16 protein-coding genes are annotated in these 20,913 nt (G+C 42.9%); 8 read left to right on the forward strand and 8 right to left on the reverse strand.

Annotated features, from left to right (window positions below; all coding sequences use genetic code 11):
• Window positions 1-65 precede the first annotated feature (65 nt).
• The 5 genes from ACZ42W_RS18710 to ACZ42W_RS18730 all read right to left on the reverse strand — a co-directional run bounded on the left by ACZ42W_RS18710 (window position 66) and on the right by ACZ42W_RS18730 (window position 4,883).
• A complete protein-coding gene (locus tag ACZ42W_RS18710) occupies window positions 66-1,724 on the reverse strand; it encodes a PucR family transcriptional regulator (protein WP_464166777.1) in 1,659 nt (552 codons plus the stop codon).
• Window positions 1,725-1,939: 215 nt separating this feature from the next.
• On the reverse strand, window positions 1,940-2,704 hold the full coding sequence (gene allE, locus ACZ42W_RS18715) for a (S)-ureidoglycine aminohydrolase (RefSeq protein WP_464166778.1): 765 nt from the start codon (window positions 2,702-2,704) through the stop codon (window positions 1,940-1,942).
• Between the two features lie 32 nt (window positions 2,705-2,736).
• Window positions 2,737-3,090 carry a cupin domain-containing protein gene (locus tag ACZ42W_RS18720; protein ID WP_464166779.1) on the reverse strand — a complete coding sequence of 118 codons (354 nt, stop codon included), beginning with the start codon at window positions 3,088-3,090 and terminating at the stop codon, window positions 2,737-2,739.
• A 52-nt stretch (window positions 3,091-3,142) separates the two neighbouring features.
• Window positions 3,143-3,601, reverse strand: a complete 459-nt coding sequence (locus ACZ42W_RS18725; RefSeq protein WP_464166780.1) for a RidA family protein — start codon at window positions 3,599-3,601, stop codon at window positions 3,143-3,145.
• 52 nt (window positions 3,602-3,653) lie between these two features.
• Window positions 3,654-4,883 (reverse strand): allantoate amidohydrolase, encoded by a 1,230-nt coding sequence (locus ACZ42W_RS18730; protein ID WP_464166781.1) that lies wholly within the window; start codon window positions 4,881-4,883, stop codon window positions 3,654-3,656.
• Window positions 4,884-5,550: 667 nt separating this feature from the next.
• On the opposite strand from ACZ42W_RS18730, the gene allB (ACZ42W_RS18735) reads away from it, so the two are divergent.
• The 7 genes from allB (ACZ42W_RS18735) to ACZ42W_RS18765 all read left to right on the forward strand — a co-directional run bounded on the left by allB (ACZ42W_RS18735) (window position 5,551) and on the right by ACZ42W_RS18765 (window position 14,214).
• The gene (gene allB, locus ACZ42W_RS18735) at window positions 5,551-6,909 is read left to right on the forward strand and encodes an allantoinase AllB (RefSeq protein ID WP_464166782.1); all 1,359 of its coding nucleotides are present in this window, start codon (window positions 5,551-5,553) and stop codon (window positions 6,907-6,909) included.
• Between the two features lie 57 nt (window positions 6,910-6,966).
• Window positions 6,967-8,319 (forward strand): allantoinase AllB, encoded by a 1,353-nt coding sequence (gene allB / locus ACZ42W_RS18740; RefSeq protein ID WP_464166783.1) that lies wholly within the window; start codon window positions 6,967-6,969, stop codon window positions 8,317-8,319.
• 54 nt (window positions 8,320-8,373) lie between these two features.
• Complete coding sequence (locus tag ACZ42W_RS18745) at window positions 8,374-9,762, forward strand: NCS1 family transporter (protein ID WP_464166784.1); 1,389 nt, start codon at window positions 8,374-8,376, stop codon at window positions 9,760-9,762.
• 343 nt (window positions 9,763-10,105) lie between these two features.
• Window positions 10,106-11,905, forward strand: a complete 1,800-nt coding sequence (locus tag ACZ42W_RS18750) for a thiamine pyrophosphate-binding protein (RefSeq protein WP_464166785.1) — start codon at window positions 10,106-10,108, stop codon at window positions 11,903-11,905.
• Window positions 11,906-11,999: 94 nt separating this feature from the next.
• A complete protein-coding gene (gene hyi / locus ACZ42W_RS18755) occupies window positions 12,000-12,788 on the forward strand; it encodes a hydroxypyruvate isomerase (RefSeq protein WP_464166786.1) in 789 nt (262 codons plus the stop codon).
• A 60-nt stretch (window positions 12,789-12,848) separates the two neighbouring features.
• Window positions 12,849-13,736, forward strand: a complete 888-nt coding sequence (gene garR, locus ACZ42W_RS18760) for a 2-hydroxy-3-oxopropionate reductase (protein WP_464166787.1) — start codon at window positions 12,849-12,851, stop codon at window positions 13,734-13,736.
• A 349-nt stretch (window positions 13,737-14,085) separates the two neighbouring features.
• Complete coding sequence (locus tag ACZ42W_RS18765; RefSeq protein WP_464166788.1) at window positions 14,086-14,214, forward strand: hypothetical protein; 129 nt, start codon at window positions 14,086-14,088, stop codon at window positions 14,212-14,214.
• A gap of 89 nt (window positions 14,215-14,303) precedes the next feature.
• Here ACZ42W_RS18765 and ACZ42W_RS18770 read toward each other — a convergent pair whose 3' ends face one another.
• The 3 genes from ACZ42W_RS18770 to cooS all read right to left on the reverse strand — a co-directional run bounded on the left by ACZ42W_RS18770 (window position 14,304) and on the right by cooS (window position 18,785).
• Window positions 14,304-15,536, reverse strand: coding sequence for an MFS transporter (locus ACZ42W_RS18770; RefSeq protein WP_464171086.1), 1,233 nt, complete (start codon window positions 15,534-15,536; stop codon window positions 14,304-14,306).
• A gap of 390 nt (window positions 15,537-15,926) precedes the next feature.
• Window positions 15,927-16,649: a Crp/Fnr family transcriptional regulator gene (locus tag ACZ42W_RS18775; protein ID WP_464166789.1), complete on the reverse strand. Its 723-nt coding sequence runs from the start codon at window positions 16,647-16,649 to the stop codon at window positions 15,927-15,929.
• 222 nt (window positions 16,650-16,871) lie between these two features.
• Window positions 16,872-18,785 (reverse strand): anaerobic carbon-monoxide dehydrogenase catalytic subunit, encoded by a 1,914-nt coding sequence (gene cooS / locus ACZ42W_RS18780; protein ID WP_464166790.1) that lies wholly within the window; start codon window positions 18,783-18,785, stop codon window positions 16,872-16,874.
• A 630-nt stretch (window positions 18,786-19,415) separates the two neighbouring features.
• Here cooS and putP point away from each other — a divergent pair.
• Window positions 19,416-20,876 carry a sodium/proline symporter PutP gene (gene putP / locus ACZ42W_RS18785; protein ID WP_464166791.1) on the forward strand — a complete coding sequence of 487 codons (1,461 nt, stop codon included), beginning with the start codon at window positions 19,416-19,418 and terminating at the stop codon, window positions 20,874-20,876.
• Window positions 20,877-20,913 lie beyond the last annotated feature (37 nt).

Here is a 20,913-nt window from a genome sequence, read left to right on the forward strand (position 1 = left end):
CATGAAGCCCGACTTGTATCCTTTGTTGCACTTTGACAAACTTCACCCGAATTAGGGCTCTTATCTTATGCTTGATTGCTCATCAGATGGAGCATCTTCAGACCCATCTCTAATTCAAGACGGTTCTTATTATCCTCCAAGTCCAACTGAGCGACTTCTTTAATCCGCTCTAAGCGGTATAACATCGTCTTGTAATGAATGAATAATTCCTTAGCAGACTTACTTGCATTCCCATTACATTCGAGGAACACTTGCAAGGTATTTAACAGATCAGCTTCGTTTTCTTGGTCGTACCTCAGTATTTTGAGCAAAGGCTTGGGTACAAATTCCTCAAGTGAATTCCTCTCAGCGAATTTACATAGAATACGAAAAACTCCCAGCTCAGAGAATGCGACGACTGAACACTCACTATGGAGCATTCCCCCATACGTTAAGGCATCTTGTGCTTCTTTATAGCTCCGGGGTATTTCTTCCACGCCATTAGCTACATCACCAATTCCCACTTGAACTGAAAGTTTTTTCATCCGTTTCTTAATCTGTTCCTGAACTTCCCGACCTACGCTTTTAATCTTTTGTAATAGATTTTCTTCTTTCTCCTTCATAGGCCATAGAGCAACAATGGTATCAACCTTATTGCCAATGATAAAATCGTTAGTATAGTTCTTTATAGCACTCGAAACCATCAAAGTGATTTCCGACTTCACGCCTTGGAGGGCCATCTTGTTCTGAGAACGATTTTCTACTAAATATGAATCTAAATTTTGAATATTAAAAACAACAACCCGATAGGGGCGATTGAGATCCCATTCCATTAAATTGATCCGTTCTAAGGCATTAGCTGAGTTCAACTCACCTGACAAAACATGTTCTATGAGATCATTTTTGAACTTCTGCTCCACTTCTCTCACCGCAAACCGCTTAACCATATCCAAGGTGACGACAGTAGCAGCGTGTTCCAAACTGATAAGATCGATCTCTTGCAACGGCTTATTTAATTCAGCAACAGTTAAAAACGCTTTAACCTGACTAAAAGCTTGAATCTTTACTACAACGAGTGGGACCATGTCTTCCTCAAGAGCGGGGAAACACACCTTCTGTCGATAGTAGGAAAACTTCTCATTTAAGGTTTCTCGTAGCTCAAGTTCTTGATGAGCTTCAAATCTCTCAATTCGAGGATCGGTAGTTTTGATACACTTAAAACTTCTGTCGTACACAGCCACTGGATTTCCCACTAACTCCTCTAAAGTCAGAAGAATGGCATCTAAACCTTCACATTGCAAGGCTAAGGTCGTAAAGCGCTCTTGTACATCTTTATAATACTTTAATTTAACCACTTGCGAATTAAACAGTTGCTCCATGACAGGATACATAATGTCTACAAACCGAACATTCCCATCCAGCTCGATAATCGGCAACCCAAACTCATTGGCCGCATCAATAATATCTTGGGGAATATCTTGCACAAAGCGTCGAATCTTAATGGCAAGTGCACTAACCTCTTTTTCGGCTAACCTTTGAATGAATTCTCGATAATTCATTCCTTCTCCAGGGCCAGAATATAAGCTGGTTAAGAGAAGCTCTCCTCCTGATAGCCAATTAACGATATCTGGAGCTTCGATGATGGTAACCCCTTTGACGACATTATCAAGATTCTGGTGTCCTGCAACCACTTGAGACGTTTTCAAGGGACCGATTCGCAATAAACTTTTTATCGTAATCTCCAATGTTACCACCTCAAAACATATTTTCGACTATTAAGTCATCTGGGGCTACCCTTCCAATAAGAGGGCCACTCTGGAGTAGAGTCAAAAAGTATTACTGTAAATACTATAGCATACCTTTAAACCTAGTGTTCATGGGATCTCTAACTTTTACGCTAATATGAAAGAGAGCCTCTCGTATTAGCGAAGGCTCTTCTTTCTTATTTTATCTTGATTTATTATAGCTCTACATCTCTATGACAATCCTTTGAATAGATGTAGGTAAAGTTCGTTCTTCCTACACCATAAGCTGCCTGCGCAACATAGGGACCGAACCACATAAAATCATCCTTCTTGATCATCGACCAGTTGTCATCTAATAGATAACATCCTTCACCTTCCAAAATGTAGGCACCATGCTCCTGTACATGAGTCTCAACAAAGGGATGACAGCCACCGGGTGCAAAAGATAGGATATGCATATTCATGTCGAAATTAATATCAACCGGAAGCAAATCTTTTACAAATACATTTTCCATATCATCATAGTTTCTATATTCAATTTCATTTACATTTCCGTAATAGATATAGGGCTGCATTCCTTCACAAGGGATATAAACCTGCTTGTACAAAAGAATCTGCATTGGCTTATCTGAGGTATTCTTGAATTCCAGACCTACACCCGCTGGCGCATAAATATACGCACCATCAATCGCCTTATATTCCTTACCAGCTACAGTATATGTCCCTTCCCCTTCTATACAGTAGATAAAGGATTCAATATTTGACTGGTTTCCAAACACCTTTGTTGTTCCACCATTCTTTTCAGCTGTAATTACATACTGTACAAAACTTGCACCCATCTTCGGAGAGGCCACAATACTTATTCTGCATCCTTCAATACCAGGAACTACATTATTGACCAGCCCGGTGGGAGGTATCACTGCATATTTTCCATGTTTTATTACTGCTCTTGTTGATAATATGTCTTTTGGATAACCCATTAAGATCAAACCCCTTTTCATTGAATTGATTTTTAGTGTTTGTTATATAAGATAACTGCAACGTACTCTAAGTCACAGTCTCCAATATTTTCTATGGAGTGCCAATCCCCATCTCTGCATTCTGTCATATCGCCAGGATTCAGAATTTGCTCATTTCCATTGTCATTGACAAGGGCCTTTCCCTTTAAGATGTAATAGGTTTCAAAATCACCGACATGCTGATGTTTTCCGATAGAACCTCCAACAGGAATAATGCTTATGCCAAAGAGTCTTCCTGTTCCGTAGTTATCCTCATTTTCCAGGATATTTATGATCCTCACCGTATCTCTTCCGCCCTTTAGGTTCGGACTATATTCAAGCCTTAATTCTTCTGCCCTTTTTATCATTGAAATTGTCCTCCATTTCAGCATTATCCTTCAAAAAACTGTCGCTTGGTGACTAGATCTCAACGACGCACATAACCTCAACCGCTGCACCACCGGGAAGTTGGTTGGTACCAAGGGCCATTCGGGTATGCTTTCCTCTTTCGCCAAAGCAATCTAAGAGTAGACCTGATGCACCATTCATAACTAACGGCTGTTGTATAAAACTATCTTTACTTCGAACATAGCCTATGACTTGAACAAATTGCTTGATTCGTTGTAGATCTCCCAGAAATTCTTTTAAAGCTGCCAAACAATTGGTCATCGCTATACGAGCAGCCTCTTGACCCTGTTCCAACGTAAAATCCTCACCGAGCTTTCCTAGGTAAACGTACTTTCCTTCAAGTTTAGGGGTATGCCCAGATACATAAAGGAGATTTCCAGTTTGTACAACTCGAGTATAAAAGCCGTCCGGCTCTGAGGGTGCAGGTAGTCCTAAATTAAACTTCTCTTTTAGGATTTCTTCGGGTTTCATTAAGCAACCTCCTCTTTACTCTCGAGTACAAATATACCACGGTTTCTATAACTTATACCCTAACTGCTAAATCCAAAATGGTATGATACAAGACATTTACGCCGTCTGCACAGTCTTCAGGACTGCTCCATTCCGCAGGATTATGACTGATTCCGTCCTTTGAGCGAATGAAAATCATCCCAATCGGACAGACATTAATCATTTGCATTGCATCATGGCCAGCGCCGCTTGGAAGCGTGAAGGGCTTAAGGCCTACTTGATTACAAGCCTTCTGGGCTGCCTGTTGAAATTCTTCCGAACAAGGTGCAGGTGGAATGCGCTGCAAAATTTCAGCTTGAAGCTTCACACCTCTCTCAAGACAAATTCTCTCGAACTCCTTGAATATTTGGGTCTCGACTCCGTCGCTCACTTCTTGAGAGATATCCCGAAGATCTAAAGTGAATTCCACAGACCCCGGTATAATATTGATGCCACCGGGTAAAACCTTCAACTTTCCTACTGTAGCGACCGTCGTCCCTGTCTTTTTAGCCTCTCGTTCTATCACTTGAACCATTTCAGCCACGGCCACCAACGCATCGTGTCGCAGGTTCATTGGCGTCGCCCCTGCGTGCCCTGCTTCTCCTATGAGAGTACACTTTAACCAAAGTTCATTCACGATCCCGCTCACGATTCCAACGGATAGGTCGTTACACTCCAAGACCTTGCCTTGTTCGATATGAAGTTCGATAAAGGCCTTTAGTGATTCTTTAGAACGAGTAGCTTCACCGATCTTCTCAGGATCTAACCCCTGTGCTTTCATCGCCTCTGCAACTGTAATCCCATCTTTATCCTTCATTTCAAGATCTTTAGCGCTGAGATCCCCGATAACTCCACGACTTCCGAACATACTAAAGCTAAAGCGTGAGCCCTCTTCGTCATTAAAAGCATAGACTTCGATTGGATGTTCGGTCTCGATACCTTGCTCTGCTAGTGTCTGAATTACCTCGATTCCTCCGATAATACCTAGGCCACCATCGAAGATTCCACCATCACACACTGAATCGATATGGGAACCTGTAAGGATGGCTGGCGCTAAAGGATTACGACCCTCTCTACGACCAATCAGATTTCCCACCGCATCTTCTCTGACACTTAATCCTGCTTCTTTCATATAGGTTGAAACTAATTCTTTGGCTAATCTATCTTCTCTGGTAAATGCATGACGGGTAATTCCACCTGACTCACGTTTACCGATCATTCCTAATTCCTGTAAACGCTTAAATAACCGTTCTTTATTGATCACTTTTATCACTCCTATTATGAATGTCGAGTAGGTTACTGCCCTTACTACGCTAATAGCGTTGATTCTTTATTCTATTTTTAAATATTTTCAGATTTTTGTCTTTGGCAACTTTGGATAATAATTTTCCTATATTTCTATCCACTTTCTATAAAAACCTCTCTCCAACATGTATTCTCCATATAATGTACCGCCAGTAAGACGTAATATTCTTTCACTGCATGATGTAGGTAGATAATCATTGCCTACTGTATTTATCTTTCTTGACTAAACTCTTATTTCGAAGCCCTATCGGAATTTCCACTCTACAAAATGGCTAAAATAGTGACACAATCAAAGGTATTATTCCTGTTTGTGACCCATAGAGAGAAAACGAGTGGGTACCATAAAGGCTTGAAATTAAGGCTTTCGTCTTAATAGGATAAAAGCTAGGCTCGTTAATTATCAAAGAATGATAATGATAAATAGGAATGTTCAGTATATTCTTAATGTACAGCCTAAATTGTTGGGACTTTATCGAGGAGGTGATCACTCAGTTAGCATATGTTATCGACTACCAACGAATGGATTAGAGAATACTGAGTCGTCGCTTGACCAATATCCCACAAGCTAGGTGCGAAAGTTCAATATCTTTACATGACAAGTTTAGTAGTAAAGGGAGGGCATAAATGTGTTTAATCTAGTCATCAAAAATGGTAGGGTTGTGACAACAGACAGGGTTTTTGAGGCAAGCATATGTGTAAACGATGGAAAAATCGCAGCACTTGTTGAAGCTGGAACTCCAGTCGAAGCAGAAAAGGTTATCGATGCCAAAGGGAATTATGTATTTCCAGGAGCCATTGATACCCATGCACACTTAAATGACCCAGGTTATTTGTGGCGTGAAGACTACTCTCACGGCACAGCAGCTGCTGGAGTAGGTGGCTGCACAACAGTCATCGATATGCCTATGCAAAATGAACCCGCTTTGACAGATGCTAAAATCTTAGATAAGAAGTTAGAAGCAGTTTCTCCCAATGCCTATGTTGACTATTGTTTCTGGGGCGGTCTCGTAGACTACAATTTGGATAAATTAAAGGAACTCGATGAAAAAGGCTGTGTTTCTTTTAAATCGTTCATCGGACCGGTTTCTCCTGATTATGTCTCCTTAAGCATCGGGCAAGCAAAAGAAGCCATGGAAATTTTGAAAGAATTTGATGCGAGAGCAGGTTTCCATTGCGAAGATTATTCCATTATTAAATGGGAAGAAGCAAGAGCGAAAAGAAAAGATAAGAACGATTGGCAGGATTTCTTAGATTCAAGACCCGTCATAGCAGAACTCATTGCTACTCAAAATATTATCGATGTAGCAAAGGAAGTCGGCGCAAAAGTTCACATCTGTCATGTAAGCCATCCGCGAGTTGCCCAAATTATCCGTGAGGCACAATTAGACGGTGTCGATGTCACAGCAGAAACCTGCGGCCACTACCTCACCTTTACCGATCAAGATGTTATCAAAAACGGAAGTCTCTTCAAATGCGCACCGCCCTTAAGAGATGCTGCAGCAGTCGAAGGAATGTGGGAATATGTCAATAACGGAACACTGTCTTCCATTGCCTCTGACCATTCTCCTTGCGAACTGAGTGAAAAGAGCGAAGAAAAGCATGGAGTATTTGGAGCCTGGGGTGGAATTAGCGGAATCCAAAACGTCATGCAGGTCGTATACAGCGAAGGGATCGCCAAGAGAGGATATTGTCCTACCTTACTAGCACGTAGCTTAAGCGAAGGCCCAGCTAAAGCCTTTGGAATCTACGGCAAGAAGGGTGCTATTGAAGTTGGATTCGATGCAGACCTTGTCATCCTCGATCCAGAAAAAGAATGGGAAATCACACCAGAGTCCTTATACTATACCAATCAAATTTCAGCCTTTGTCGGCTTAAAAGGTACAGGTCTTCCTGTATGCACCTTAGTAAGAGGTCAAGTCGTAGCTCAAGATGGACAATTAGTGGGTCAAAAAGGCTTTGGCGAATACGTTAAAAAATCCAAATAACGGTTTGCCCTGTCGTTCAGCTGAGACAATGATGCTAAGAGATAAGGGGGAAAACACATGAGCTCGCGTTATGATTTAATCATTCGAAACGGAATTCTTGTTACTCCAGAGGGTGTCAAAAAAGCAGATGTTGCTGTTCGCGATGAAAAAATTGTGGAAATAGCAGAAGAAATATCCACCGATGCAAAAGAAACAATTGACGCTGCCGGAAAATATGTATTTCCCGGCACAACAGATGGGCATGTACATTTTAATGATCCAGGAAGAACAGAGTGGGAGACAATCACCACTGGAAGTAGTGCACTGGCAGCAGGCGGCGGCGTTGCATTCTTTGATATGCCTCTTAATTGCAGCCCCTGTACACTTGATGCTGTAAACTTTAATAACAAGCTTGCTGTAGCACAAAAGGACTCATTAGTTGATTATGGATTCTGGGGCGGGCTTACATCCACAAATTTAGATAAGCTTGAAGAGCTTGCAGAATGCGGAGTCATCGGCTTTAAAGCCTTCTCATGCGGTAGCGGTATTGATGAATTTGAAAGAATGGACGATTATACTGCTTTGATGGGCATGCAAAAACTAGCAAAGCTTGGCTTACCGCTGATGGTGCATTGTGAGAATGCAGAAATCACAAAAGATCTGACCGCGCTTGCCCTATCCAATAACAAAACTACCGTTCGAGATTATTTTGCAGCACGTCCTCCAATCACCGAAATAGAAAATGTCTCACGCATGATTATGTTCGCTGAGGAGACAGGCTGTAAATTAATCATCGCTCATATCAGCACAGCAAAAGCAGTCGAGCTTGTTACACAAGCAAGAAGCAGAGGCGTTGACGTCAGCTGTGAAACCATTGGGCATTATCTGATTCTTACGGATGACGACGTAGAACGGATGGGAACAGTGGCAAAATGCTCGCCCCCCATACGCAACTCTGAAAACCAACTGAAGATGTGGGGAAAATTGTTTAATGGTGAGATTGCTTTTATTTCCTCCGACCACTCCCCCTGTGACCCTAAGCTCAAAGACGGAGAATTTTTAAGGGTCTGGGGTGGAATCTCAGCTTGCCAAACAACGCTTACAGGTCTGCTTACTCATGCTTACCATGATAGAAAGCTTCCACTTGATTCTATCGCGAAATTGACTTCCCAAAATGTTAACGAGATATTTAAGATTCAAGGGAAGGGCAAAATTGCGGTTGGCTATGATGGAGACTTTGCACTGGTAGACCTGGATAAGGAATTCACTTTACAGGCGGAAGACCTTTTCTATAAACACAAAGTAAGCCCTTATGTAGGTGATCGCTTCCGTGGGACAGTGACACAAACTATTCTCAGAGGAACAACCATTTTTAAAGACGGAAAGATTGTATCGAAACCTATTGGCAAACATCTAAGACCTAATTTATAATCCAATGCATTATCAGAAATAAGGCAAACAATGAAAAAAGGAGTTGGGTGTACAATGTCTACAATTTCAGAAACAACAGAGACGCTGATCCCACATGCAGCAGGTGTAGATGAATCACTATATCCGAAAACTGAAGCAGGTAGGACGGTAAGTCCGATACCCTATATGTTTATGTGGATTGGTGACGGCGTTAATTTAGGCAATATGACCCTTGGAGCGAGTTTGGTTGTAGCGGGAATCGCAACGCTAAACATCTTTCAGACGTTTATCGCAGCTATCATAGCAATTGGTATCATTTCAGCAGTTTTTGCTTTAAATGACAGGCTCGGATACAGAACGGGTATACCCTATGTTGTTCAGCTCAGAATGTCCTTCGGGGTGAAAGGCTCCATCATCTCATCACTTTTGCGCGGTATCCCCGCCATCGTCTGGTACGGTTTTCAAAGCTGGATTGGCGGTACTGCCTTAAATGAAATTGTAAAGATTTTTACGGGTGGCGCCTTTGATAATGTTGTCATCTGCTTTGTACTCCTCCAGCTCGTGCAAATTGGGCTTTCGCTATACGGCTTCCATGCCATTAAATGGGTGGAATCACTAGTTTCTACTGTTATTATGCTTGCACTTGTCTATGTATTTTACCTTCTCTTAGCCGACCATAGCGCAGTGATAGCCCAAAAATGGGTTCATACAACAGGCTCATGGGGCTTACCGTTCTTCGCGCTCATCATGGTGTTTATGGGTAATTATGCCGGTATCTTTTTAAGCGCGGCAGACTATTCAAGAGAGTTAAAATCTGGTATTAGCGACGCAAAACGTGGGCTTCTGTACTTCTTGCCTATCGTCGTAGCGTACGGCTTCGTAATCGCAATCGGGGCAATGCTTGCTACAGTAACTGGTATCTCTAATCCTGTGAAGGCATTTGCCATCGTGGTCAACAACCCCTATATCACAGTTTTTGTATCTGCCTTTATTGTGATGGGTGCAATCGCAGTAAACATGGTGGCCAATATTATTCCACCAACCTACGTTATTACCTTGATCACAAAGCTAAAATACAAAGTTGCAGTTACCATAACGGGCTTGCTCGGATTATGCTCCTTCCCTTGGGTGCTTGTACAGGATTCCTCGTCTAAAGGTCTGGGGATGTTCATTCTAATCTACTCCGCATTTTTAGGACCGATTGTGGCTATTCTATTAGTCGAATATTATATCTTAAGAAAACAAAAAGTAAATGTTGCGGATTTGTATAAGGAAGATGGCCCCTTTGCCGGCTATAATCCAGCTGCAATAGTCGCGATGCTTATCGGCGCCGCTGCAGCCTTTATGAAAGTGGAGCTAGCATGGATTATCGGAGTTGTCGTGGCAGGTATCGCCTATTATCTTCTAACGAAATATGCCTTTAAAGATTCAAAATTCAAAAAGGGTACGATATTTGAAAAGTAATTGCCAACCGGTTGATATCAAAAATCTCTATAAGTTAAAATTGATAAAAACCTGCTTTCAGCCATCGAGGCTGAAAGCAGGTTTTTTCGTTTGATGCTCATTCAATGATATATAACAGTTGAACGTTAATCTTTGACCATTGAAGGCGTTTTTCTAACAATTGAAGATGATTTCTTTGACTAAAAGGCTGTAATTAGAGATAATAGTATCACATTATGAAACGTCGTTTCATAATGTGATACTATTCAGTTACTCTACCTGAAATTTAGGCTGTGTAGGTATCAGAATATCTAAACTACGAAACCCTGTTTCAACATGTGAGATAAAGAAGGAGGATATCGCTATGGCTCTTTGGGGAATAGAAAAACAAGAAATCTCGACGCAATTGCCACTTGATTTAAACAAGGCTCAAATGACAGGGGCACAATTTATCGCTGCCTTTCTAGAGAAAAAGGGAGTTCGACAAATCTATGGAATTCCTGGTGCTGCAATTCTTCCCTTTTATGATGCAGTTCTAGAACTGGACTTTTCATCGTTTAATGTCCGACATGAGCAAACCGCTATCTTCATGGCTGATGGATATTCAAGAGCAACTGGGCTCGTAGGAGTCTGCGCTGCTACGTCTGGGCCAGGAGCGACCAATTTCCTTACAGGGTTATATAGTGCCTACAGTGATTCAGTCCCACTTCTTGCTTTGACCGGCCAGGTTCCTACTGCGCTCTTGGGAACAGATGCTTTTCAAGAAGCTCCAATGATAGAAATGGCTCGCCCTGTCACGAAAGCAGCCTACCTAGTCCTACAGGTAGAGGATCTTCCCCGAATTATGACAGAAGCCTGGAACTTAGCGACGACTGGGAGAAAAGGGCCGATCCTCCTTGACCTACCTATCGACGTTCAAAAGGGAACCCTCACAGTCGATTGGAATGAGATTGAAAGCTCACAAGAAACTTTCCAAAATGAGTCTTTGAGTAACCCTTCTCTGAAGGAAATTCCAACGGAAAGATTTCATACTGTATTCTCTATGCTCCAGGAAGCAAAGACTCCTACCCTACTCGTCGGTGGAGGAGTGGTCCAGGGAAATGCGACAAAGGAGCTCCGTGAATTAGCAGAATTACTGCAGATCCCCGTAGTCTCCTCCTTAATGGGTAAAGACGCTTTTCCCAATGATCATCCCCTTTATGCAGGATTGATGGGGACTATGTGCCAAACCCCGCTGGGTAACAAAACGATCCTCGAATCCGATCTTATTGTAAATCTTGGTGGACGTTTCGATGGCCGCGGGACTGGGGATGCCAAGTTGTTCAAGGAGGGACGTAAAGTCATCCATGTAAATCTTGATGAGCGAGAGCTTTCTCGTCATATACCTACCGAGCTTACGCTTGCAGCTGATATTAAAGATTTTTTGCAGGGACTCCTTACTCTCCTTCAAGCCTCAAGCTACTTTCCAGATACACAAGCACAGAACCGGATCTCAGCCCTCCAAGATGAGCGCACCCGCCTTGCCCGTCAAACTGTGTTTAATACCTTTCCACTCAAACCTCAGCAAGCTATCGCCGAGGTTCGTGGAGGCTTACAACGAGATGCTATCGTCACACTTGATTGTGGTATTAGTCAGATTTGGACGACTCAACTTTATGACGCCTATGTTCCGCGGTCTTTCCTAATCACAGGTCGTGCTGGAACGATGGGTTGGGGACTTGGTGCAGCATTAGGTGCACAGCTCGCCTATCCTGAACGTCAAGTCGTTAACCTCTTAGGGGATGCGAGTCTGGGCATGTCTCTCCAGGAACTCGCCACTGCAGCAAAGCACAATATCCCCGTCGTTGTTGTCGTACTGAACAACTCCTTATTCGGTCTCATCCGCCAGCAACAAAATCTTTTATACAACCGTCGCTGGATATCCACAGAGCTGGAATACGAAAACCGAATCCAAGGGCATTCGAGAGGACTTGATTTTGTCGCGACAGCACGGGGTATGGGAGTCGAGGCAGAGTTAGTTGAAAAACCCGGGGAAATCAAAGATGCCTTATCTCGTGCCTTTAGCGAAAGACGCCCCTATTTAATTGAAGTTCTCGTTGACCCTGCAGCCCAATGTTCTGTTTCCATCGACGGGACCTTGAGCGGTGTCCTTGAACTTAAATAAGTAGCGATTGATATTAATGGCCTCTAAGAAAAAAAGTACGACATCCATAATAGAATCTACTATAAAATAAAAAAACAATTTGGAGGAATACACTATGTTTGTTAAGCGTGAGCAACTTGTTGCGAATTTATCCTTTCTATTCCTGGAAAAACCCTTTATGGAACGATTTGCTGCGGTGAAAGAAGCCGGACTTAAGCGCGTAGAATTTATGTTCCCCTATGATTATGACCTCGACGAACTTGAGGCTCAGCTTAAGGCTCACAACTTAGAACTCGTACTCTTCAATTTACCGGCTGGAGATTGGGAAAGCGGTGAACGTGGGATCGCCTTAGACCCCGACCGTCAAGACGAATTTCGCGCAGGAGTCGCCAAAGCAATCGTTGCCGCACGAAAACTCAATGTGAAACAAGTCAATTGCCTCGTAGGTAAAGTCCTGCCTAAGACGACGCAGGAAGATCAATGGTGCACTTTAGTAAGTAATATCCGTTATGCTGCTGAGCAATTTCAGCCTGAAGGAATTCGACTTCTTGTTGAGCCACTTAACCACTTTGATGCTCCAGGGTTCTTCCTCAACACAACACAGGATGTTCTCAAGCTTATCTCCGAAATCAATCACGAAAATATCTTCCTGCAATTCGATGTCTATCATGCAGCCCGTGAAAGCGAAGACATCCTTAAGGTTCTTCATGAGTCTTTGCCTCAGATTGGGCATATTCAAATCGCTGATAATCCAGGTAGGCATCAACCCGGAACAGGAGAAATCGATTATGCAACCTTCTTCACCGCATTAGAAAAGGTGGGATACTCCCAAGCCATTGCCATGGAATATGTACCCACCCCCAATACCCTCACTTCACTTGAATGGATTAAGGATTTCGAATAGGAAATAGCAGAACAAGTGAATGGCAATGCCTCTTAACTTAGACGAAATGGAGCGATATTCATGAGTAAAATTGGATTTATCGGACTTGGCATTATGGGAAAACCCATGAGTAAAAATCTATTAAAAGCAGGATATGAACTTGTTGTATTTAATCGAAGCCAAGAAGCAGTAAAGGAATTAGTAAGCGAAGGAGCAGAAGCAGCTTCCTCCCCTAAAGAGGTCGCTGAACGTTGTTCTCTCATTATTACAATGCTTCCGAATTCTCCCCAAGTTCGGGAAGTGGTGTTAGGGCCAAACGGTGTGATTGAAGGAGTCAGACCCGGAACCATGGTTATCGACATGAGCTCGATCGCCCCAGGTGTAAGCCGTGAAATCTCGATGAATCTCTCGGAGAAAAACGTTCGCTTTATGGATTCCCCGGTGAGCGGAGGAGAACCCAAGGCTATAGATGGTACTCTATCCATCATGGTCGGCGGGAGCGCCACAGATTTTGAAGAGTTTTATCCCGTTCTCAAGGCAATGAGCTCCTCAGCGATTCTCTGCGGAGATGTCGGAGCAGGTAACGTCACAAAATTAGCAAATCAAATCATAGTAGCCATAAATATAGCTGCAGTATCCGAGGCTTTAGTCCTAGCCACAAAAGCGGGTGCAAACCCTGAAACAGTCTATAAAGCAATCCGCGGAGGACTCGCCGGAAGTACCGTGCTTGATGCCAAAGCTCCCCTCATGTTCGAACGTCGATTTGATCCCGGCTTCCGTATTAATCTTCATATCAAAGATCTTAACAATGTTCTGGAGACCGGACATGACATGGGAGCCCCTCTCCCGCTTACTGCATCCGTGATGGAAATGATGCAGACCTTAAAGATCTACGACTTGGACCAAGCAGATCACAGTGCACTTGTCCAATATTATGAAAAGCTCGCGAATATCGAGGTCAGGAAATAAATAGATAGACAATATCAAATCACCTTAGTTTATAACGAATTTTTCTAAAAAAGTGCCGTATTCTTAGGATAGTTCTTACGAGAAATGGTCGCATTAAAAACACTCCTTTTAGGTAACTTTCTTATACTAATAGAGTTACCTAAATTGGAGTGTTTTATTTGGTCTATAACCTATTAAACTTAACAAAAAAGTGGTTCCTGCAACAATTTCCTTTTATTAATTCTATTTCGCCATTTTTTCCTAGTTCCCTTCATCCTTCTTACATGTTAAAACAGGATTATTCGCATAATAAGTGAAGTGGAGTTCTTCAAAAGTTATCTATGAAGGAAATTTCGGAGGAGGTTAGACTATGAAGAAATCCGGTGAAATCCAAAAACGGCCCGAAGGTCCAGATAGTGCTAAGTACGAATCTCGCAGTGTAAGCTTTAAACAGGAACAAAAAAAGAAAAAAGATCCCTCAACTTTGGAACAGTCATAATCTAAATTCAAAGGGGCGGTTGCAAAATTCTACATTTGCAACCGCCCCTTCCTATTTCTCATAGGATCCTATCACTTTCGGCTTACCCATCAGTTAGCCGTTCCTCTCTTTTCGGAACGTTCCAATATCTTCATAAAAACCGTGAAGATAAGCGTAGAAATCCCCAGGGCCATCCAGCCTGTATCGATACTCACATAATTTAATACTTTCCCCATCCCTAAGGGGCCTAACGTGAAACCTAATCCTGAGAGCATAGGGATAATCGCACTCATTCTCCCACGATGAGAGGCAGGGGTGTGATCAGCAATGAAAGGAGTCACACTGATGGCTAAAATGATTTCACCCAAAGTAAATACAAAGGCCCAAACGAAGAGAAAGAATAAAGAATTCAACACCCCAAGCATTCCGAAACCAACCGCATACAGTATCCCTCCGATAACGGCACGACGTAAGTGCGTAAGCTTCTCCGAGAGTTTTGTGACGATCGGCGTAAAAATCATAACGATTAATCCATTAAATCCAGCGACAAACCCAAAGTACTGAGCTCCATTCGCAGGAAACTTCTCCATCGTTTGCATGGGAAGCATAAAAGACCATTGTGAGTAGGTAAAATTATACCCAAACATAATGATAGCAAAGCAAATGAGAATCGGTCGTTTCATCAATACCTGGAAAATCGAACCTTTCTCTCGCCGCTCTAAACGACGCTCCTCATCCTGGATTTCTTCATGGGTTGTATGAATGGTCTCTTTAATGAAAAAAAGGATAAGAAGTAAGGCTAAAAATGCGGTCAAAGCATCTCCGATAAACACCCACGATAGATGATGCTGATAAAGCAATCCTCCCATGACAGGACCCACCGCAAAGCCGATATTCCAACCCAAATAGGAAAGTGCATAAGCGCCACTTCGATTTGCTGGAGTTGTTAAATCCGCAATCAACGAGTCATGAGCCGGCCCAGCAGTCGTCATTGCAGCTCCTGCTAAGATGACAACATAAACTAAGTCCATGGATGGTTGCATGCATCCCGCTATGAGATAGAGCACAATCGCTAGTCCATCAAAAAAGAGAATGACCTTTTTCCGTCCAAAGCTATCAGCTAGTTTTCCCCCTATTAAGGATGCTGGCAGATTGATAATCCCAGCAAGACTAAGATATAAGCCTGCCATCTCTTTAGATAACCCTATACTTTGAGTTAATATTATCGTCATCAGGGGCATGACGAAAGCGCCGATTGCGTTTATAATTCTTGCTATGAAAATCACATAAATTTCCCTAGGCATTCCCCGATAGGGGTTTAGTAAATTTCTAAATAACAACATGATGTATTCACTCACTCCTTCAATAAATAAAGCCACGGATCCCCTCATCCTGAGAGTCTGTTCCGTGGCTCGTAGAAAATAAAAAAGTCACGGGCACAGCCCGCAACCCCATTTTCCATTCTGAATTAATACATCATGGTTAATTGGGTCTACACAGGCCGTGAGAGATAATAGATTTTACATAATTAACAGTGATTACAATCATGGTACGGCCTCCTTTTCAAAGTTTATTTGGATTTTCCACCTTCTATTTTCATCAAAAGCACTTCCAAGATGTATTCAGTATACATTCGTGTTTAGATATCTGTCAATACTTTCCTCAAATTCTGTTGATTTCCTTCTCTATTCCCATGGACTGTGGAAAACCCTTTATATCACCCGAAACTTTTGTTAGGTTAAGTCCTTCAGAGCATTGAGCTTGTTAATAACAATTCTCTTATTTCCAACAAGCTCGATGAATCCTTCCTCCTGCAAACTCGAAAGCTTTCTACTCATGGTCTCCCGTGTTATACCGATGAAGTTGGCCATCTCTTCTCGGGTTAGGGCCATATCCAAAATGACCTTGCCCTCTTTCTTAGTCCCGAAACTCTCAGACAAACTGATTAAAAGTCCAGCAATCCTTGCCTCAACATCCTTCGTACTTAGAGTCTGTACCAAGTTCTCAAGATTAAGCAGGCGGTCATGAACGCTTTCCAGGATTCGAAGGCAAATTTCTGGACTTTCCTTGAGAATCTTATCAAAGTCATCTTTCGCTAAGGTACAGACATTAACGTCTTCCAGAGCTTCTGCATTATACTGGAAAGCGCTCTTTTTTAATAAGCTAAGATCACCGATAAAGTCACCCTCTGTAAGGATATAAAGGATTTGTTCCTTACCCTCCCGGGTATGCTTGAAGGTCTTTATTTTTCCTTGATTAATGATGTAGAACTTATCTGATAGGTCTCCCTCGAAGAAAATAACCTGACCCTTTTTATACTTCCTGCGTGTTATCAAATTCGTAATCATCGCGAGTTGTTCATCAGCGAGCGTTGAAAAGATGGGTACTTTTGAAGCGCAGAATTGTCCTGTACAAGAATTGCATCCACAACTGTGGCAAGTAGTCGTTGAATTCATGGGTAAAGCTCCTCATCATTTTTTTCGAGTCAAGGCTCAGTGAAAAAGAAATGGGCACACCGTAACAAAAAGTTTCGGTATGCCCTGAACATTTTCCTGCTTTGTCCATGACTAACCGCCACTAAAACTCCCGCTTCTTTAGAAGAAGAAAGTGGCGATAAGCCCTGGATAAGTCAACTAAACTTCAGATGGTGTTAGAACCCCACCTGAAGTAAGTTTCCTTTATTGTAGCCCTAACCCTTTCCGTTTGGAAATAATGTGTGCTTCAATGTTATTTGCTACTTCCACCGGGTCATCTCCAAGGGCAATCTTGCCACCCGTCAGCCCTTCGACATCTTCCGTCAAAAGTTTTACCAACTGCGGTCCACCCGTTACAAAGGGAGTAGGGGAAAGATGCGTGTAAGCACCATAAGCAACAGCAAACACGCCGTCGATAGTAGCCTTTTGCTCCATCCACTCAGGGGCGGTGACTGCAATAGGCAGTTGTGGGATATCTACATCGAGATGATCCGCTAGTGCCGTAACGAGCATAGAAATCCGCCCGGTATCCGTGCAGGTTCCGAAGCTCAGTACGGGTGGAATCTTTAAGGCAGTGCAAATCTCTTTAAGCCCCGCTCCCGCCATATTCACCGCATCCATATTACAAAGCCCTGCGACCTCTAAGGCATGATTTCCACAGCCTCCCGCTACGACGAGAATATCCTTTTTGATAAGCTCCTTCGTGAGGTTAACCGTGTTCCAGTCTTGAGGGCCATTCCTTAAGGTTGAGCAGTTCGCTAGGGCGACTACCCCTTTAATCTTCCCAGCAGCGATCACTTCGACAAGTGGATCGAGTTTGTTACCGAGAGCTCCTAAGACAGCCTCAGTAGAAAAGCCTGCTATGGCCTTCGTCGTTTTCTGGGGGACCTTTGGTGTGACTTTCCCTTTACGCTTCTTAAAGTTCTCTATTCCCAAATCGATCAGCGCTTCAACCATTTTATCGACTTCGGAGGGGTTATACGGAATCTTGTGCTGTAAGCCTGGGATATCAATGATTGTACTGATGGCGACAAGGGTTGCCTGATATTTCTCAGCATACATATCGATAGCTGGTGGAGAGCAATTTTCTTCCATAGCTAAGACATCCACCGTACCTGTGGCAAGTAACGGTTCGATGGTCATCCAATTCCCCATCAGGCCTACAAATACATCATCCATTTCAAAACGCTGTAGAAGCTCTTGTCCGGTCTCAATTGACCCAATGACGCGCAGGCCTTTCGCCCCGGCTGCTTTTGCCTTTTGTTGAACGTCGGCAGCTTTAGCTCTTTCGATCATTGCTGCTCCTGCCCAAGGTTGGTGACCGTTAAAAACAATATTCACGTATTCCGGATCCATGATTCCTAAATCGACATTCACTTCATGAGGCTGCGGGGTACCAAAAAGAATATCTTGAACCATCTCAAGACCAATCTGTGAGTTGTAAATAGTCGCTAGTCCTAACCGTAGTGCTTTCAGCGTGAGGGAGGCGTAGTTACCATCGACGTTTGTAAGACAGCTTGCAACACAGTTTTGTTCTTCATGAACCGTTCCTGCAGGATAGATATTGAGATCTCTCCAGACCTGCTTGCGCTTTTTAGGAGCAAAGACTTCTACCATCAGATTCGGCTCTTCAACTCCGATTTGTTGCTGATGCTCTAGAAGATCAGCCAGTTGGATCGCCATTTGATTCATATCTTGACTCGTATTGATTCCGAGTTTCTCACACATCCACTTAAGTTTAATCTGATCTTTAATTTTAAAAGGAGTTTTCCCTTCTCCAGTCGCTTTGAGCGTACGGTATGCTTCATAAGCATGATGACTATATGTACCAGCTCCCATGATGTTTTGAAGGAGTAATTTTCTCATAGCCATCGCATCGGGGCCGATACCGCAAACGCCTCTGTCTTGCTCTCCTTTTTCATTAATTCGACAGGGACCTTGCGAGCATTGCTGACAGCTTAAGCCCTGAAGACAGAATTTACACCGAATCTTTTCTTGAGCAGCATAGCGGTCAAATACGTTGGACATTCCATCTTCCCGAATTCGGACAAGCATCTCTTCGACTGAATCATGATAACTTACTCGCCCTTCAGTCTTTTCGAGAATCGTTTCACTCATTTGCCTTCACTCCTTCATCAATTCAAGAAACTTTATCTGAAGTATTCACTTCAACCATTCAACGAAAAGTTTGCACCATTGCTCGATTAAATATGTACTTTTCCATCAACAAATAATTCTTTGGGAAATTTCATCTTTACTTCAATTCGCCAAGTCTCAAAAGCCCCATATAAAAAGACCGGCTATTCACCGGCCCTAAGCGAAAACCCATAACACTATGCCTACCAACGGCGGCGGCGACGGAACCATGGACTAATAATTATAATCGGAAAACCCCACCAGCGACGCCATGGCCCCCGATGTCTCCATCTCCAACGGTTCATACCAAGCTCACTCCTTTTTAAGCTTTATAATTAATGTTTATTCTTTCTACATTACCATAATATGGTTAATATAATTTGTCTTGTGCTTACCCTGCAAGTACTCTTTAATCGTTCCTTAACTTTTCAATCATTATATTAACTTTAAGAGGGAAGAACTCCGTGTAAAGATGTGCAGAGTTTTCACGAAGAATAATGTATACTTATTCACTTGACAGTTCAGAAAATCAAGGTCTATGGTATTATGTACATTACACTGGGAACGTGTATCAAGTATAGAGCAGAAAAATACCGAGGAGTGTGGTTTAGGATGGTTACTGTTTCCGTCGCCTTCTATATGTTAATGATGTTATTCATTGGTTATTATTCCTACAAGCGAACCTCGAATCTATCCGACTATATGATTGGAGGTCGAACCCTTGGCCCCGCAGTCACAGCTCTAAGCGCAGGCGCCTCCGACATGAGCGGTTGGCTTATGATGGGACTTCCTGGAGCCATGTTTACTCAAGGGTTAAGTGCTGGATGGATTATTGCTGGACTTACTCTAGGCGCTTATGCAAACTGGCTCTATGTGGCACCTCGCCTACGCTCCTATACCTTCATTGCTAATGATTCCATTACGATTCCTTCGTTCCTCGGTCATCGGTTTCACGATAAGTCCAATATCCTCCGGTTAGTTTCCGCTCTTGTCATTATTATTTTCTTTACATTTTATGTCTCCTCCGGTTTGGTATCTGGAGCAGTCCTCTTTAATACAACGTTCGGGATGGAATACCATACAGGCCTTTGGTTAATTCTTACTGTAATTGTTACCTATACTCTATTCGGAGGATTCTTAGCAGTAAGCCTTACGGACTTCGTCCAAGGACTCATTATGGTTCTTGCACTTATCCTAGTACCGATCGTTACGATTATGAACAGCGGTGGATTAGGGGCTTCTTTCAGCCATATTCAATCCATTAATCCTGCGCTCTTAGATGTTTTTAAAGGCACTAGTTTTATTGGTATGATTTCTCTTTTCGCCTGGGGATTAGGGTACTTTGGTCAACCTCATATCATAGTACGTTTTATGGCGATATCCTCAGTCGAGGAGATCAAAAAGTCACGTAAAATAGGAATGAGCTGGATGGTTTTCTCAGAAGTTGGTGCTATGTTTACCGGCCTCATTGGGATTGCTTATTTCTCTACCCACGGGCTTAGTCTACCCAACCCTGAAACTGTGTTTATCGAACTAGGAAAAATTCTATTCCATCCGATCATCACTGGATTCCTCATCTCGGCGATTCTCGCTGCAATCATGAGCACCATTTCCTCCCAGCTTCTCGTAACCTCAAGCTCCTTAACCGAGGACTTATACCGAATTCTCCTTCGTCGCTCGGCTTCAGATAAAGAACTCGTTTTTATCAGTCGACTCTGCGTGCTTCTCGTAGCACTCGCCGCTACCTACCTGGCTTGGAGTCAGAATGATACCATTCTAAATCTCGTAGGATATGCCTGGGCTGGATTTGGTTCTTCCTTTGGACCCGTTATCCTTTTAAGCTTGTATTGGAAGCGAATGACGAAATGGGGAGCTCTTGCTGGGATGATCGCAGGAGCGGGTACCGTTATCCTTTGGACTCAATTCCCCGCTCTGAAATCCATCTATGAGATGATTCCTGGCTTTACCATGGGTCTTCTAGCCATTGTTGTTGTTAGCCTTATGACAGCTGTACCTTCTCAAGCGATTCAAGCTGAGTTCGATAAGTCTGAAGCGGAGACGAAATCAAACTAGAATTTCATGTAGCTCCTCAGCATAGGCGCTTTGGGGC

The sequence above is a fragment of the Desulfitobacterium elongatum genome (genome assembly GCF_055378975.1).